The following is a 15,968-nucleotide window of genomic DNA, read 5'->3' on the forward strand; positions in this document are numbered from 1 at the left end:
TAAGGAGGCGTAAGGAGCAAGAAAGGCGAAACGGCAAAATGGTCGGGAACCTCGGACGGAACATTCCGATGCCTCAGTGCGCGCCGCAGCGCGTCATCCTGATGGGAATCCGTTCGGCGAAACCCCTTTGGGCCAGCGGTCATGCGCCGCGCGAACAGGCCGGATACATGACCGCTCCCAGCCGAGCCCAAACGCCGATCTTTTTTCTTGCGCAACGGGGGCCGTCCATACAGAGGCGCTTTTTGCGGCACGCAAAAAGCCTCGAAGGATGATCCAGGGCGCGCTTCGACCCTTCGAGACGCCGGCTTCGCCGGCTCCTCAAAGTGAGGGCGCTGTTTTGTTTTCGTCGCCGACAATGGACGCGAAGATCGCCCGCGTCGCGCGCTGCGTCTCCGCGATATGCGCTTCGAGCCGCGCGAGATCGGCCGCCTCGCCGCCGCGCAGCAGCAGCTCGACGAGTCCGCGCGGCGCCTGCGCCGGCTCGAAGTCGTTGTCGATGGAAAGCCGCAGCAATTGCGTGAGGCTCTGATAGAGGCGCGACGCTTCGATCAGAGCCGCCGCTTCATTGGGATCCATGAGGCCGAGCTCTGCGAGGCGCTCGAGCGCCGTCGCCGTCGTCGTCGAAAGACAGTCCGAATGTCGGCTCGCATGGCGAAGCTGCAAATATTGCGCGACGAACTCCACATCGATGAGCCCGCCCGGCGCCTGCTTCAGATCCCATAGGCTCTTCGCCGGCTTCTCGCGCGCGAGGCGCCGGCGCATGTCGGCGACGTCATGGCGCAATCTCGCTTCGTCGCGCGGGCGCGTCAGCGCGGCGCGGATCGCGGCTTCGACGATTCCCGCGAAATCGCGCGCGCCGGCGACGACGCGCGCGCGCGTCAGCGCCATATGCTCCCAGGTCCAGGCCTCATGCGCGTGATAATCCTCGAAGGCTCGAAGGCTCACCGCGAGCGGCCCCTTGCTTCCCGAAGGCCGCAGGCGGAAATCCACCTCATAGAGCAGCCCCTGCGCCATTGGCGCGGAGAGCGCGGCGATGAGCCGCTGCGTCAGCCGCGCATAATAGGCCGGCGCCGCGAGCGGGCGCTCGCCATCCGACTCGGCGTGCGGATCGGCGTCATAGAGCAGCATGAGATCGAGATCGGAAGCGGCGGTCATCTCGCGTCCGCCGAGCTTGCCCAGCGCGACGACGGCCGCGCGGCCGCCCTCGATGCGCCCATGCGCGCGAGCGAACTCCGCCTCGACGCGCGGCAGCAGAGCGGCGATGACGCATTGGGCGAGCCGCGCATAGGCGAGTCCCGCCTCCGCCACCGAGAGCGCCCCGGTCAATATGCGCACGCCGACGAGAAATTTCTGCTCCTGGCCGAAGATGCGCGCGGCGTCGAGCGCTTCCTCATAGCCGCGCGCATCAGCGAGGCTTCGCTCGATCGACGCGGCGAGCTCCGTTTCATCGGGCAGATGCGCGAAGAAGGCCGGCTCCAGCACGGCGTCGAGCACGCGCGGGCGCCGCGAGATGGTGGCGGCGAGCTTGGGCGCCGCGCCGAGGACCGCCGTCAGCAGATCGAGCAGCCGCGGATTGGCGACGAGCATGGCGAAGAGCTGCACGCCGGCGGGGAGGCCGGCGAGCAGCCTGTCGAAGGCGAGAAAGGCCTGGTCGGCGTTCTGCGTCGAAGCGAGCGCCTCGAGCAGCGCCGGCGTCAGCTCGGTGAGGCGCTCGCGCGCCTTGGTGGAGCGCGTCGCCCCATAGCGGCCGAAATGCCAGCCGCGTATCGTCTCCGTCACCGTCTTGTGATGCGCGAAGCCGAGGCGAGACAGAGTTTCGAGCGTGCCGGGATCGTCCTCGCCGCCGGTGAAGACGAGATTGCCGGTCTGCGACGAAAGCTGCGGCGCGCTCTCGAACAGGCGCGAATAGTGGCTCTGCACCTTTTCCAGATGCGCGACCAGCGCGCCGGCAAATTCCTCGAGCGTCGCGAAGCCCATCATGCGCGCGATGCGCAACGCCTCCGCCTCGTCGCGCGGCAGAACATGCGTCTGCTTGTCGGCGACCATTTGGACGCGGTGCTCGACGTCGCGCAGGAAGAGATAGGCGCGCCGAAGATCATCGCGCGCGCGCGGCTCGATCCAGCCGCTCGTCACGAGCGCGTCGAGCGTCTCCAATGTCGCGCGGCCGCGCAGCGCGGGATTGCGCCCGCCGGTGATGAGCTGCTGCGTCTGCGCGAAAAATTCGATCTCGCGAATGCCGCCGCGGCCGAGCTTGAGATCATGGCCGAGCGCGGCGATCTCGCCATGGCCCTTGAAGGCGTGAATCTGCCGCTTGATCGAATGCACGTCGGCGATGGCGGCGAAATCGAAATTCCTGCGCCAGACGAAGGGCGCGAGCTCTTTCAGAAAGGCTTCGCCGGCCAGAATGTCGCCGGCCGCCGCGCGCGCCTTGATGAAGGCGGCGCGCTCCCAATTCTGGCCCATGCTCTCGTAATAGGAGAAGGCCGCCTCGAGCGGAATGGCGATGGGCGTGGCGCCGGGATCGGGACGCAGGCGCAGATCGACGCGGAACACATAGCCGTCCGGCGTGATCTCGGAGAGGATGCGGACGACGCGCTTCGTCATCTTGACGAAGAGATCGACGTCCTCGCTCGGCTGCGCGACACGCGCGCGTGAGCGATCGAAGAGGACGATGAGGTCTATGTCGGAGGAATAGTTGAGCTCGAAGGCGCCTTCCTTGCCCATGGCGAGGAAAATCCAGCCGCAGCCGCGCTCGGGGCTGCGCTGATCATAGAGCTCGAGCTTGCCGGCCGCCGCGGCCTCGCGCAGCGTGAAGGCGATGGCGGCGGAGAGCGCGGCGTCGGCGAGGCGCGTCAGCGCGGCGGTGGCTTCGAGCGTCTCCCAGGCCTTGGAGAGATCGGCGAGCGCGACGATGAGCGCGCCCTCCTGCTTGGCGCGCCGCAGCGCGCGCATCAGCTCCGCCTCGTCGGCGACGCCCTTTGCCGCGCCCTGCGTCGCCGCGACGAGACCGGCGAGGCTCGCGTCCGGATCGGCCTCGAGCAGGCGCGCCAGCCGGGCGGGATCGCGCGCGGAGAGCTCGGTGAGATAGGGCGAGGAGCCGAGGACGCCGATCAGCAGCGCTCGGGCGTTCTCATGCACGGCGACAACCGCCGCGAGCGCGCCCGACGCGTCCCGCTCCAGCACGCGCGCGAGCGCGGCCTCGGCCTGCGTGGAATCGATCGGCTCGATGAGGCGGCGGGCGCGGGAGAGGAGGGAGGGGGCGGGACCAGTCTGCATCATCGATCTCTTCGACTTTTCATCGCGCGAGTCACCCGCGAGGCGCTGACTTGCCGCGCGGACTTGATCGAACAGGCGCGGCGGCAGAAAGCCGTAATCATAGCGGTCCGAATTGGGCCGCTTGCGGAGATCATAGCCCGGCCAGAGAAACTCGTTGCCTTCGCTGACGATGATCCAGGACCGCTCATCGTCGAGGCCGAGATGACGTTTGACCGCGGCTGGAGTTTCGACTGCGCTGCGGGGATCACGCGGCGCGCTATGGGTGATGGGCAGAACGGTGACGATGGTCGCATCGCCGGCTCGCTCGACGACGAGCACGATCACGCTCGGACGGCTTTTCACGCCTTCGTCGCGGCCGGCTTCATATTCGGATAACCAGAGATAGGAATAGGAGATGACGAGGCCGGGCTCGGGCGTCGGGATCGGCACGGCCCGGCGTCAGTCGCGGTCGAGCAAGTCATCGAGATGGCGGTGGCGCGCGTCCATCTGCGAGCGCGAGACGGCCTCGGCTGCTTCATCGCAAAGGTCTTCGGTCGCAAAAGCGCGACGGCGCGCTTTGAAGCGCAGAAATTCCTCGTATTCGTCAGGCCGCACGAAATAGCCGGTGACTTGGCCATGGCTCGTCACCGCCACCGCCTCGCGCTGCGCGAGCATGCGATAGCGCCCGAAATTGCGGGTAAATTCGGAGGCGGGCACGGATTCGGACATAACGGGCAAACCCTGTCGTTCGAGCGCAAATTACGTGAAAATCGCAAAACACGCAAAATATGATGCGCCCTTCGAGAAAGACGAGCCGTCATCCGTGAAAATCGATCAATTCCAGCTCCGTCAGCAGGAAATCGAGCTTCTGATCGTGCGGCTCGGTCGGCACGGCGTCCGTCTCCTGGCAGGCGTAGGCGACGCCGACGGCGACGATGCGATTCTTGGCGCGTAGCTGCGAGAGCGTCGCGTCATAGATGCCGCCGCCATAACCGAGCCGATAGCCCCTTCGGTCGAAGGCGGCGAGCGGCGAGAAGACGATGTCGGGATCGAAGGCGGGCTGCGTCTCGGCCGGCTCGGAGAGGCCGAAGGGCCCCTTCATCAGATCGTCGCCGGGCGAGAAGGCGCGAAAGGTCAGCGGGCGCTTCACCGCCGTCATCACCGGCAGAACGGTGGCGATCTTCGCCGCGGCCAGCGCCTCGAGCAGCGGGCGCGTGTTGAGCTCGCTGCGGATCGGCCAATAGACCGAGACCACCTCGCCGGTCTCGGCGGCGCGCGGCGCGAATCGCCGCACCAGCGCCAGCGCGCGCTCGACGACGGCGAGCGAGGCGGCATGGGCTTCGTCATGGGTGACGAGATCGCGGCGGGAGAGCGTCCGCCGGCGCAGCTCGGTCTTGGCGTCGACGGTCATTCTTCGAAGCGTCCGATATGTTGAAGCGCGGGCCGCGTGAGCCGTGGGACATCGATCCCGGGAACCTACAACGTAGGTGGGCGCCGTAGTGACCGAGCCCACGGGCAAGGCCAGGGACAGCTCCCTTGGAGATCGATAAGGCCCCGGGGAATTAAAGTCCGACACGCACCCCGCAGCGCCGCGTCGGTGAATGTAATCCCGCGCGGGCGGGAACGCCAGAGGCGGCGCGGCGATGCTTGCGCGTCTGTATCTTTTTTGATACAAAATTCCATTCGATGACTGAAGGTTTCCAGCCGATTCCTCTCCGCTTCTGGCGCACGATCGCCGGTCGAGAGCCGGTGCGCGATTGGCTGAATGAATTGCCGCTCGAGGACCGCCGCGCCATTGGGCGCGACATGATGAAAGTTCAGATCGGCTGGCCGGTCGGCCTGCCCTTGTGCCGAGCGCTGAGCGGAGGACTTTGGGAAGTCCGCTCGTCTCTTCCGAGCAAACGGGAGGCCCGCGTGCTCTTCGGCTTTCACGAGGGCGAATTGATCGCGCTCCATGCGTTCATCAAGAAGACACAACGCACGCCGGCGGATGGGCTGACGCTCGCGCGACAAAGGCTGAAAGAGGTCGCATCATGGTGACGAAAAAGAAAAGTCCCCCGGCGAGCGCCGGAGAAAATCCTCACATCGGCTCGACTTTCGAGAGCTGGCTGGACGAGCAGGGCATTCGCGAGGAGGTCACTGCCGCCGCGATCAAGGAGGTGATCGCCGCGCAGCTCGCCGCCGAGATGAAGAAGAAGGGAATCACCAAAGCGCGGATGGCCGAGATGATGGAGACGAGCCGGGCTCAGATCGACCGGCTGCTCGACCCGAGGAACAACAGCGCGACGCTCGAAACCCTCGTGCGGGCCGCGAAAGTCGTCGGCCGACGATTGCGCTTCGAATTGGTGTGAGCACGCCTCACGCGTGCGCGAACGGCCGCCGCGTCTCGCGATAGGGCCGGCGCGAGCCTTCGCCCCAGCGCGCCATACGTTCGATGCGGGTCAGCGTGAACAGGCCGAAGGGCGGCAGCACGCGCCGCTCGGTCAGCCGCATGTCGCGGCGCTGGTCGATCCAGTCGCCGATGATCGACCAGGGGAATTGCGGCCGCCAGCCGAGCGTCGCGGAAAAGCTCTCGCCGATGAGCCCCTCGAGCGCCGACATGGGCCAGTCCTGCGAGCTCACATGATTGACGAGCACGATCTCGCCGCCCGGCCGCAGGACGCGGGCGAGCTCGTCCAGCGTCTCCTCCGGATCGGGCACGACCGTCAGAAGATAGGGCGCGACGACGCAGGCGAAGCTGGCGTCGGCGAAGGCGAGGCGGCATGCGTCCATGCGGGCGAGGCCCACGATATTCGTGAGGCCCTCGCGGGCGACGCGCGCGGAAGCGCGCCTCAGCATGGGCTCGGAGAGGTCGACGCCGACGACGCGCGCGCTGTCGCGGAACATGGGAAGCTCGAGGCCGGTGCCGACGCCGACGTCCAGAACGCGGCCGTCGGCGCGGGAGGCGATCGTCGCCACCGCCCGCCGTCCGGGGCCGAGCATATTGGAGAAGACGAGGTCGTAGACGGGCGCCCAGCGCGCATAGGCGGCCTCTATCGCTTGGCGGTCGAGGCCACGCTCGAAGAGGCTGAATCCGGAAACGCCACGCGCGTCGCTCATCATGCGCTCCGGTCGAGTTCGAGCGCCCGCTCCGTCGCGGGCGCCGCCGCCTCGGCCTGGCCGATGAAGCCGCCGCCGAGCACGCGGGCGCGCTCGTCGCCGCGCTCGTAGAAGACGCAGGCCTGGCCCGGCGAGACGCCATATTCGCCGGCCTCGAAGACGACCTCCGCGCCGCCGCCGGCGAGCGGCCGCAACAGCGCTGGAGTCGGCGGCCGGGTGGAGCGCACGCGCGCCATGATCGGCAGGCCTTCCGCCGGCAGATCGGAAAGATCGCCCGCGCCGATCCAATTCACGTCGCGCAACGCGACGCGGCGCGTCTCCAACGCCTCGCGCGGCCCGACGACGACCTGCGCCTTGGCGGCGTCGAGCCGCACCACGAAGAGCGGCTCGGCGGCGCGGCCGGAGACCGCGGCGCCGAGGCCGAGGCCGCGCCGCTGGCCGATGGTGTAATGGATGACGCCACCGTGGCGCCCGAGCACGCGCCCGTCCACATGGACGATATCGCCGGGCACGGCCGCGCCGGGGGACAGGCGCTCGACGAGATCGGTGTAATGGCCGCTCGGCACGAAGCATATGTCCTGGCTGTCCGGCTTTTCGGCGACGTCGAGGCCAAAGCGCCGGGCGAGCTCGCGCACCTCGGACTTGGCGTATTCGCCGAGCGGAAAGCGCAGCATGTCGAGCTGCGCGCGCGTCGTCGCGAAGAGGAAATAGCTCTGGTCGCGGGCGGCGTCGAAGGCGCGGTAGAGCGCGCGGCCGCCGGGCCCGTCCACGCGCGAGGCGATGTAATGGCCGGTGGCGAGAGCGTCGGCGCCGAGATCCTTGGCGGTCTCGAAGAGATCGACGAATTTCACGAATTGATTGCAGGCGACGCAGGGGACCGGCGTCTCGCCGCTGGCGTAGCTCTGCGCGAAAGTGTCGATGACCGTCTCGCGAAACCTGGTCTCATAGTCGAGCACATAATGGGGAATGCCGAGCCGCGCCGCCACCTGGCGGGCGTCGTGAATATCCTGGCCGGCGCAGCAGGCCCCCTTGCGATGCGTCGCCTCGCCATGGTCGTAGAGCTGCAGCGTGACGCCGACGACGTCATAGCCCTCTTCGCGGAGCAGGCCGGCGACGACGCTCGAGTCGACGCCGCCCGACATGGCCACGACCACACGGGTCTCCGCTGGCGGCTTGGGCAGATCGAGGCTGTTGAGGAAGCTGGCGCCGGCCGTCGTCATCGTCTTTGGACCGTCCCGAGAGCGTTGCGCGAGACCCGCGGGCGGAATGCGTCAAATCCGCTCGAACGGCTCGCAATTGGTTGTAAACCATTATCCGTTCGGCGAGGCAATCCGCCCGATCCGTCCTCGGGGACGCGCCCGTCAGCTACTATCTGCCGCACGCGTCCGGCCGTTCAAGGCCGATAGCGGCGTTTTCTGGCGGCCGGCGCTGTCGAAATTGGCGGGGTCGAGAAAGGCCCCGAACGCCGCCTTCCGCGCCGGCCATTCGCTGTCGAGCATGGAAAACCAGGCCGTGTCGCGATTGCGGCCCTTCACGATCATATGCTGGCGAAAGAGCCCTTCCGGCGAGAAGCCGAGGCGGAGCGCCGCCGCCTTGGATTTTTCATTGGCATTGTCGCATTTCCAGACGTAACGGCGGCAGAAAAGCGTCTCGAAGGCGTGGGCGGCGAACAAATATTGCGCCTCCGTCGCCGCGGCCGTGCGCTGCAGCGCCGGCGAATAGAGCACGCCGCCCACTTCGATGGCGCGATTGGCCGGCTCGACGTTCAAATAGGCCTGAAAGCCGAGGGCGCGGCCGTCGCCATTGTCGAGCACGGCGAAATAGAGGGCGTCGGTCGCGGCGGCCATCTGCTCGACGGCGGCGCGGAAAGCGGCGCGATCGGCAAATGGGCCGATGAACAAGTAGCGCCACAGCGCCTCGCGCTCCTCCCCATGGGTGGCGGCATAGAGATCGTCGGCATGTTCCGGCGCGAGCGGAACGAGCGTCGTCAGCCGGCCGGAGAGGCGAGCGCGCGTCGGAGCGGCGAAGGACGCCGAGAGCGGAGCCAGCGACGGGGATCGTGACATTTTTGTCTCACCCTGGGAGCGAATGCGAAGCCCCCGCTCATACCCCATCGCAGTGGCACGGAACATGCCCTAGCTTCATCGAATCGAGAAGTCTCGACCGGCGACCACGCCGGCGCCGAGGAGGAGCGACGATCCCGAGGTTTTTAAACTCCTTCTGGGAGAAGGCCGATGCTCTATTCCGTTGTGATCCTCGTCTGCTCGCTGTCCGTGTCGCCGAGCGACTGCCGGCCCGAGACCGCGATCGACGTCGTCCAGGGCCCCAAGGTCGCGACCCAGTCGCAGTGCGGCTTCCTGGGCCAGGCGACGATCGCCCGCACCACGCTCGCGCCGCGCGAGGGGCAGGAGTATCTCAAGATCGTCTGCCGGCGCAGCCAAGCGTGACCGGCTCGCGGGGCGGCGCGCAGGTGTCATATTCCTGCCGTATTGTCCGACGGCCGCATCGCTGCTAAGAGGCCGCCGTGTCACGAAGTAAGGGTCGAGGCGGTAAATGGGGGCGATGAAAATTCTCGCAGGCAACTCCAACCGCGCGCTCGCCGAGACGATCGCCGCCTATGTCGGCGTGCCGCTCTGCCGCGCGCAGGTGCGGCGCTTCGCCGATATGGAGGTGTTCGTCGAGATTCAGGAGAATGTGCGCGGGCAGGACACATTCGTGGTGCAGTCGACCTCGGCGCCGGCGAACGACCATCTGATGGAGTTGCTCATCATGATCGACGCGCTGCGCCGCGCGTCGGCGCGCCGCATCACCGCGGTCATTCCCTATTTCGGCTATGCGAGGCAGGACCGCAAAGGCATTTCGCGCACGCCGATCTCGGCCAAGCTCGTGGCCAATCTCATCACCAGGGCCGGCGCCGACCGTGTGCTGACCGTCGACCTCCACGCCGGGCAGATCCAAGGCTTCTTCGACATTCCGACGGATAATCTGTTCGCCGCGCCGGTCATGGTCGCCGACATCAAGTCCCACGCCAAGCTTCCGAATGCGATGGTGGTCTCGCCCGACACCGGCGGCGTCGTGCGCGCCCGCGCTCTGGCCAAACGCATCGACGCCCCCCTCGCCATCGTCGACAAGCGCCGCGAGCGCGCCGGCGAGTCGGAGGTGATGAACATCATCGGCGACGTCTCGGGACGCAATTGCATCCTCGTCGACGACATCGTCGATTCCGGCGGCACTCTGTGCAACGCCGCCGAGGCGCTGCTCGCCGCGGGCGCGACCTCGGTCTCGGCCTATATCACCCATGGCGTGCTCTCGGGCGGGGCGGCCGAGCGCGTCGCCGCCTCCAAGCTCAAGGAGCTGGTGCTCACCGACACGATCGCGGCGACGCCCGCCGTGCGGGAGGCGAGGAATATTCGCTTCATTCCGATCGGGGCGCTGATCGGCGAGGCGATCGCCCGCACGGCGCGCGAGGAGAGCGTGTCGAGCCTGTTCGATTGAGGGGCGCGTTTCCTTCTCCCACTTGTGGGAGAAGGCGGCCCTCGCGTCAGCGAGGGTCGGATGAGGGCGCTCGTCACCCGCCGAGTCTGCTTCGTTTTCTCGGACCACGAAGATACAGCGTACGACGAGCCCTCATCCGCCCTCCGCTTCGCGGGGCCGCCTTCTCCCGCAGGCGGAGAAGGAGCGCGCGCGTTCTAGAGAGATTCGCGACAAATGATCGAGCCCGTCCCCGCCCGCTTCAACCTCGCGCGCTATTGCATCGCCGATCACGCGCGCGCCCATCCGGACAAGACGGCGATCGTCATCGTCGGCGACGAGGGCGAGAGAAGCTGGAGCTATGCGGCGCTCGACCGCGACGTGCGCGCGCTCGCCGCGGGCTTTCGCGGCCTCGGCCTCGAGCCCGGCGCACGGGTGATGATCCGCATGGGCAATGAGGCCGGCGCCGTCATCTCCTATTTCGCGTCCATCGCCGCCGGCTATGTCGCGCTGCTCGCCTCCTCCCAGCTCACTTTCGAGGAGGCCTCGTTTCTGCTCGAGGATTGCGGCGCTTCGGCGCTCGTGCTCGGCCGCGATTTCGAGACCGAAAATTTTTCGCGCGAGGGGGTCGCGGTTCTGCGCGGCGACGATCTCGCGCGGCTCATCGCCGGCGCGCCGCTCGAAACATATGCCGATACGCAAGCCGACGATCCGGCCTATCTCGTCTACACATCGGGCACGACGAGCCGCCCCAAAGGAGTGCTGCACGCCCATCGCGCGGCCTGGGCGCGCCGGCCCATGTATGCGCATTGGCAGGGCCTCGCATCCGGGGATGTGATGCTGCACGCCGGCGCGATGAATTGGACCTATACGCTCGGCGTCGGCGTCGTCGATCCGCTCGCCAATGGCGCCTCGGCGGTGCTCTACAACGGCCGGCCCGACCCCGCCGTCTGGCCGCGCCTCATCGAGCGCCATCGCGCGACGATCTTCGCCGCCGTGCCCGGCGTCTATCGCCAGATTCTGAAATATGCGGCGCTCGAGAAACATGATCTCTCGAGCCTGCGGCACGGGCTCACCGCCGGCGCCGCCCTCTCGCCGAGCCTGCTCGAGGAATGGCGTTCCCGCGCGAAGACCGAGCTCTTCGAGGCCTTCGGCATGAGCGAGATCTCGACCTTCGTCTCCAGCGCGCCGACAGTCCCGGTGCGGCCGGGCTCGCCCGGGCGTCCGCAGCCGGGGCGCGTCGTCGCCGCGCTGCCGCGCGAGGGCGGAACCGAGCCGCTCGGCGTCGGCGAGACGGGCGTGCTCGCCGTGCGACGCGACGAGCCGGGCTTGATGCTGCGCTATTGGAACCGGCCGGAAGAGGAAAAAGAAGCCTTTCGCGGCGACTGGTTCGTCTCCGGCGATCTCGTCGAATTCGACGCCGACGGCTATGTCTGGCATCACGGCCGCGCCGACGAGGTGATGAACGCGCTCGGCTATCGCGTCTCGCCGGCCGAAGTGGAGAAATGCCTGCTCGCCCATCCGCGCGTCGCCGATGCGGCCGTCGCCGAACGGCCCGGCCGCGACGATCAGACGATCATCAAAGCCTATGTCATTCCTCGCGACGGCGCGACGCTGGGCGAGGAGGACATTCTCGCCCATTGCGCCGAGCATCTCGCAGCCTATAAGCGGCCGCGACAGGTCGTTTTTCTCGATTGCCTGCCGCGCAATCGCAATGGCAAGCTGATGCGCGCGGCATTGCCCTAACAGCTTTCGTTTTGATGCGTTTCCGACGCCGAACCGGCGTCCACTTCGGCTGGAAACGCTCTAGGCGCCGGGCGTCACGGAGCCGTCGCTCTCCGGCAGCGCGCGCAATCGCCGGGCGGCGTCCTCGGCGGCGATGTCGCGTTGAGGCGAGCCGAGCATTTCAAAGCCGACCATGAATTTGCGCACTGTCGCCGAGCGCAGCAACGGCGGGTAGAAATGGGCGTGGAAGTGCCATGCCGGATGCGATCCGCCATCGCAGGGACGCTGGTGGAAACCCATCGAATAGGGAAAGGGGCAGCCGAAGAGATTGTCATAGCGCATGGTCAATCGCTTCAGAATGTCGGCGAGCGCCGCGACCTCATCGGCGCGAAGCTCGTCGAAGGCGCCGATATGTCGCCGCGAGAGCAGCATCGTCTCGAACGGCCAGCTCGCCCAGAAGGGCACGAGCGCGACAAAATGCGCATTGCCGCACACGAGGCGCTCGTCGAGCCTCTGCTCGAGCGCGAGATAATCGCAGAGCAGACAGCTTGTCTTGCGCGCGTGATATTGCTCCTGCGCTCTCGTCTCCTTGACGATCTCATTGGGCAGGCTGTGCGTCGCCCAGATCTGGCAATGCGGATGCGGATTGCTCGCGCCCATGAGCGCGCCGCGGTTCTCGAAAATCTGCACGTAATCGACGCCGTCGAGCGCGCCGAGACGCGCGCTTTCGTCGCGCCAGCTCTCGACGACGCGGACAATATCCGGGACCGCCATGCGCGGCAGAGCCAGATCGTGACGCTCGGAGAAACATAGGACGCGGCAGCAGCCGGGCTCGGCGCGAGCGACGAGGAGGCCGTCGATGTCGACATCAGGGGTCGACGGGGCGAGCGTCAGCGCGGGAAAGTCGTTGTCGAAGACGAAAACGCCCCGATAGTCGGGATTGCGCGCGCCATTCGCCCGCGCGTTTCCCGGACAGAGATAGCAGTCGGGATCATGCGCCGCGGCGGGCGTCGAGGCGATCTGCTCGACGCCGCCGAGCCAGGGCCGCGCGGTTCGGCGCGGCGAGACGATGACCCATTCGCCGGTCAGCGGGTTGAGCCTGCGATGCGAAGAGGCGTCGAGAAGCGACATTCCGTGCGTCTCGCTCACGTTTCGACGGGGCCGGCGCCGGGCGCTGGGAAGCAGCAGAACGCCGAAGGCGTCGCTCCGATCGCCTCGCCATAAGATTTGCGCAGGCTGGCGGCGACGCGCTCGGCGGCCTCCGCCTCGACGAGGCAGATCACGCAGCCGCCGAAGCCGCCCCCCATCATTCGCGCGCCATGGACGCCTCGAAGACCGCGCGCGATCCGGGCGAGGAGATCGAGCTCGGAGCAGCTCACCTCGTAATCGTCGCGCAGGCTCGCATGCGAGAGGTCCATCAGCCGTCCGCATTCGGCGAGATCGCCGACTTCCAGCGCCGCCGCCGCGCGCAGCGTCCGCTCATTCTCGCCGACGACATGTCGGGCGCGTCGGAAGACGATCTCCGGCAGATCGCCCTCTCGCCGCTCGAGCTGCTCGCGCGTGACGTCCCGCAGCGCGGCGATTCCGTCGATATGCTTCGACAGCAGCGCGACGGCGCGCTCGCACTCCTCGCGGCGGCGGTTGTATTCGCCATCGGCGATCCGATGGCGCGCCGTGCTGTCGCAGACGACGAGACGCGCGCTCGCCGGCAGCGGAATCGGCTTCGACCGGAGCGTCCGGCAATCGAGCAGCAGCAGGCGTCCCGCGACGCCGAAGCAGGACGCATATTGGTCCATCACGCCACAGCGCGCGCCGACGAATTCGTTCTCGGCGCGCTGGCATAGCTTCGCCAGCTCGAGCCGGTCGACGTCGAGACCGGCGATCCTCGTCAAAGCATAGGCGACCGAAACCTCGAGCGCCGCCGAGGCCGAGAGCCCCGCCCCCATCGGAAGATCGCCGTCGATCATCAGATCGGCGCCCTCGGACCGATAGCCGGCCCGTTCCAGCATGAGCGCGACGCCGCGCACATAATCGCTCCAATTCGCGGCGGGAGCAGGCGCGGCGTCGAGATCGAACTCGAATGTCTCGCCCATGGCGAGCGAATGCATGTGGAGACGACGATCCGCGCGCGGCGCGGCCGCGGTCCAGACGGCGAGATCGATCGCCGCCGGCAGCGCGAAGCCGTCATTATAGTCGGTATGCTCGCCGATGAGATTGACGCGGCCGGGCGCGCGAAAAAGCCGCGGAACGCGCGAGAACGTCTCTCCAAAGCGCGCCTCGAGCGCGTCGGCGATCTTCATACGGCATCCATCGCTGCGCAGCGTCACTCGAATGTCAAACAGAGGCAGCATGGATGCGCCGCATGGCAGTTCGATGACGAGGATTCTCCCATGACCTCGCAGAAGCTCGGCGTTTGCTACTATCCGGAGCATTGGGACGAATCGCTGTGGGCCGAGGACGCCGCGCGAATGCGGGCGATCGGCCTCCATCACGTCCGCATCGGCGAATTCGCCTGGTCGCGGCTCGAGCCGAGCCGCGGCTCATATGATTTCGAATGGCTGAGGCGCGCGATCGACCTCCTTCATAGGCATGGGCTCCGCGTCGTTCTCGGCACGCCGACCGCCACGCCGCCGAAATGGCTCGTGGACGAAATGCCCGACATGACGGCGCTCGACGCCGAGGGACGCGAGCGCAAATTCGGCTCGCGCCGCCACTATTGCTTCAGTCACGAAGGCTATGCGCGCGAGTGCGAGCGGATCGTCGAACGGCTCGCCTGTGAATTCGGCGCGCATCCGGGCGTCGCCGCGTGGCAGACGGACAATGAATATGGCTGCCACGACACGGTCGAGAGCTATTCGCCGGCCGCCTTGCAAGCGTTTCGCCGATGGTGCGCCGCGAAATACGGCTCGATCGACGCGCTCAACCGCGCCTGGGGAAATGTCTTCTGGTCGATGGAGCTTTCCGATTTCGATGAGATCGAGCTGCCCAATCTCACCGTGACCGAGCCCAATCCGTCGCATCGATTGGATTTCCGGAGATTTTCGTCGGACCAAGTCATCGCCTTCAACAGGCGGCAGACGGAGATCATCAGGCGACATTCGCCGGGACGCCCGATTCTGCATAATTTCATGGGCTCCTTCACCGCCTTCGATCATTTCGCTCTTTCGGCGGACCTCGACGCCGCCGCCTGGGACAGCTATCCGCTCGGCTATCTCGAACGCAGTCGGCGCGACGAGCATTTCAAGTCCCGCTATATGCGCGTCGGCGATCCGGATTATCAGGCCTTCCATCATGATCTCTACCGCGCCTGCGGCGGCGGCCGCTGGTGGGTCATGGAGCAGCAGCCGGGCGTCGTGAATTGGGCGCCGTGGAATCCCGCCCCGGCCGATGGCGCGGTGCGGCTCTGGAGTTTCGAAGCCTTCGCCGCCGGCGCCGAGGTCGTGAGCTTTTTCCGCTGGCGGCAGGCGCCCTTCGCGCAGGAGCAGATGCATGAAGGCCTGTTGCGGCCCGACAGCGAGCCGAATCGAGGCTTCGCAGAAGCGGCGCGTGTCGCGCGCGAGCTCGAAGCGACGAATGCGCGCGTCGAGACGCGGCGATCGCAGGTCGCGCTCGTGTTCGACTATGAGAGCGCATGGGCGTGGGAAATCCAGCCGCAGGGACAGGATTTCACCTATCTCGAGCTGACGCTCGCTTTCTATCGCGCGTTGCGGCGCGCCGGCCTCTCGGTGGATATCGTTCCGCCCTCGGCCGAAGCGATCGCCGATCGCAAGCTCGTCTTGGCTCCTGGCCTGTTCGCGCCGCGCGCCGACTTCATCGCGGCGCTCGCCGCCAGCGACGGCGCGCTGCTGCTCGGCCCTCGTTCGGGCTCCAAGACGCCGGATTTCCGTATCGCGACCCCAATGCCGCCGGGCGGCCTGCGCGCGCTGATCGACGTCACAGCGCGTCGCGTGGAGAGCCTGCGGCCGAGCGCGAAGATCGCCGTCGCCGAGCCCGGCGGCTTCGAGCATTGGCGAGAATATCCGGACATCGGCGAAAATGTTTCGGTCGAGCTCGCCTGCGCGGACGGCGAAGCCGCGCTCATGCGCTCGGGCGAGGTCTTCTACCTGGCCGGCTGGCCCGACGACGGGCTTCTCTTCGAGATCGTGAGAAGGCTGCTCGCCCGCGTGCAACTCGCGGCGTTGGATCTGCCCGAGCACATTCGCATTCGTGACAATGGCGAGACACGCTATGTCTTCAATTACGGCCGCGAGCCCGCCGACGTCTCCGAGCTCGTCCGCGGTCGACCGCTTGCGATGGGAGCCGTGACTTTGGAGCCATGTGGCGTCACCATCGCGCTCGCGCCGGATATAGACGCAGCGGGCGCGTGAGAGCCGCATCGGCAGGATGCGCTCGGCTGACCTCGGGCTGCCGCTCGATCC

At 67.2% G+C, this 15,968-nt stretch carries 15 protein-coding genes and 1 other RNA gene; 7 read left to right on the forward strand and 9 right to left on the reverse strand.

Going from position 1 to position 15,968, the window contains the following annotated elements; translation table 11 throughout:
• The coding region (locus tag Mspo_RS19705) for a hypothetical protein (RefSeq protein ID WP_210252810.1) at nt 1–272 on the forward strand (272 nt) is incomplete at its 5' end.
• Nucleotides 273–318: 46 nt separating this feature from the next.
• Here the strand turns inward: Mspo_RS19705 and Mspo_RS10605 are convergent.
• The 4 genes from Mspo_RS10605 to ssrS form a co-directional block, all read right to left on the reverse strand.
• Nucleotides 319–3,705: a bifunctional [glutamine synthetase] adenylyltransferase/[glutamine synthetase]-adenylyl-L-tyrosine phosphorylase gene (locus Mspo_RS10605; protein ID WP_244613325.1), complete on the reverse strand. Its 3,387-nt coding sequence runs from the start codon at nt 3,703–3,705 to the stop codon at nt 319–321.
• A 9-nt stretch (nt 3,706–3,714) separates the two neighbouring features.
• Nucleotides 3,715–3,984 carry a type II toxin-antitoxin system Phd/YefM family antitoxin gene (locus tag Mspo_RS10610; RefSeq protein ID WP_159729536.1) on the reverse strand — a complete coding sequence of 90 codons (270 nt, stop codon included), beginning with the start codon at nt 3,982–3,984 and terminating at the stop codon, nt 3,715–3,717.
• An 88-nt stretch (nt 3,985–4,072) separates the two neighbouring features.
• Entirely contained in the window at nt 4,073–4,666 is a 594-nt protein-coding gene (locus Mspo_RS10615) for a 5-formyltetrahydrofolate cyclo-ligase (RefSeq protein WP_159729538.1), read from the reverse strand.
• A 26-nt stretch (nt 4,667–4,692) separates the two neighbouring features.
• A non-coding RNA gene (ssrS, locus tag Mspo_RS10620) (6S RNA) lies at nt 4,693–4,848 on the reverse strand.
• Nucleotides 4,849–5,004: 156 nt separating this feature from the next.
• Here ssrS and Mspo_RS10625 point away from each other — a divergent pair.
• Together Mspo_RS10625 and Mspo_RS10630 are read left to right on the forward strand one after the other, a co-directional pair.
• Nucleotides 5,005–5,295: a type II toxin-antitoxin system RelE/ParE family toxin gene (locus Mspo_RS10625; RefSeq protein WP_159729539.1), complete on the forward strand. Its 291-nt coding sequence runs from the start codon at nt 5,005–5,007 to the stop codon at nt 5,293–5,295.
• Nucleotides 5,289–5,606, forward strand: a complete 318-nt coding sequence (locus Mspo_RS10630; RefSeq protein WP_159729541.1) for an XRE family transcriptional regulator — start codon at nt 5,289–5,291, stop codon at nt 5,604–5,606. The genes Mspo_RS10625 and Mspo_RS10630 overlap by 7 nt, the downstream gene beginning before the upstream one ends.
• A 7-nt stretch (nt 5,607–5,613) precedes the next feature.
• On the opposite strand, the gene Mspo_RS10635 is transcribed toward Mspo_RS10630, so the two are convergent.
• From Mspo_RS10635 to Mspo_RS10645, 3 genes are all read right to left on the reverse strand, one after another.
• On the reverse strand, nt 5,614–6,354 hold the full coding sequence (locus Mspo_RS10635; protein ID WP_159729543.1) for a class I SAM-dependent methyltransferase: 741 nt from the start codon (nt 6,352–6,354) through the stop codon (nt 5,614–5,616).
• The gene (gene mnmA / locus Mspo_RS10640; protein WP_159729545.1) at nt 6,354–7,574 is read right to left on the reverse strand and encodes a tRNA 2-thiouridine(34) synthase MnmA; all 1,221 of its coding nucleotides are present in this window, start codon (nt 7,572–7,574) and stop codon (nt 6,354–6,356) included. Before mnmA ends, Mspo_RS10635 begins: the two co-directional genes overlap by 1 nt.
• Before the next feature lie 141 nt (nt 7,575–7,715).
• Complete coding sequence (locus tag Mspo_RS10645; protein WP_159729547.1) at nt 7,716–8,420, reverse strand: GNAT family N-acetyltransferase; 705 nt, start codon at nt 8,418–8,420, stop codon at nt 7,716–7,718.
• A 168-nt stretch (nt 8,421–8,588) separates the two neighbouring features.
• Here Mspo_RS10645 and Mspo_RS10650 point away from each other — a divergent pair, with 168 nt between their 5' ends.
• The 3 genes from Mspo_RS10650 (at nt 8,589) to Mspo_RS10660 (ending at nt 11,571) form a co-directional block, all read left to right on the forward strand.
• Nucleotides 8,589–8,801: a hypothetical protein gene (locus tag Mspo_RS10650; protein ID WP_159729549.1), complete on the forward strand. Its 213-nt coding sequence runs from the start codon at nt 8,589–8,591 to the stop codon at nt 8,799–8,801.
• A 106-nt stretch (nt 8,802–8,907) separates the two neighbouring features.
• Complete coding sequence (locus Mspo_RS10655; RefSeq protein ID WP_159729551.1) at nt 8,908–9,849, forward strand: ribose-phosphate pyrophosphokinase; 942 nt, start codon at nt 8,908–8,910, stop codon at nt 9,847–9,849.
• 213 nt (nt 9,850–10,062) lie between these two features.
• The gene (locus Mspo_RS10660) at nt 10,063–11,571 is read left to right on the forward strand and encodes an acyl-CoA synthetase (RefSeq protein WP_159729553.1); all 1,509 of its coding nucleotides are present in this window, start codon (nt 10,063–10,065) and stop codon (nt 11,569–11,571) included.
• A 60-nt stretch (nt 11,572–11,631) separates the two neighbouring features.
• Here Mspo_RS10660 and Mspo_RS10665 read toward each other — a convergent pair whose 3' ends face one another.
• Nucleotides 11,632–12,681, reverse strand: coding sequence for a UDP-glucose--hexose-1-phosphate uridylyltransferase (locus Mspo_RS10665; protein WP_159729555.1), 1,050 nt, complete (start codon nt 12,679–12,681; stop codon nt 11,632–11,634).
• Nucleotides 12,682–12,695: 14 nt separating this feature from the next.
• Nucleotides 12,696–13,901 (reverse strand): galactokinase, encoded by a 1,206-nt coding sequence (gene galK / locus Mspo_RS10670; RefSeq protein WP_244613327.1) that lies wholly within the window; start codon nt 13,899–13,901, stop codon nt 12,696–12,698.
• A 39-nt stretch (nt 13,902–13,940) separates the two neighbouring features.
• Between galK and Mspo_RS10675 the strand changes: the two genes are divergently transcribed.
• Nucleotides 13,941–15,917 (forward strand): beta-galactosidase, encoded by a 1,977-nt coding sequence (locus Mspo_RS10675; protein WP_159729557.1) that lies wholly within the window; start codon nt 13,941–13,943, stop codon nt 15,915–15,917.
• Nucleotides 15,918–15,968 lie beyond the last annotated feature (51 nt).

This window comes from Methylosinus sp. Ce-a6 (genome assembly GCF_009811655.1).
Taxonomy (GTDB): Bacteria; Pseudomonadota; Alphaproteobacteria; order Rhizobiales; family Beijerinckiaceae; genus Methylosinus.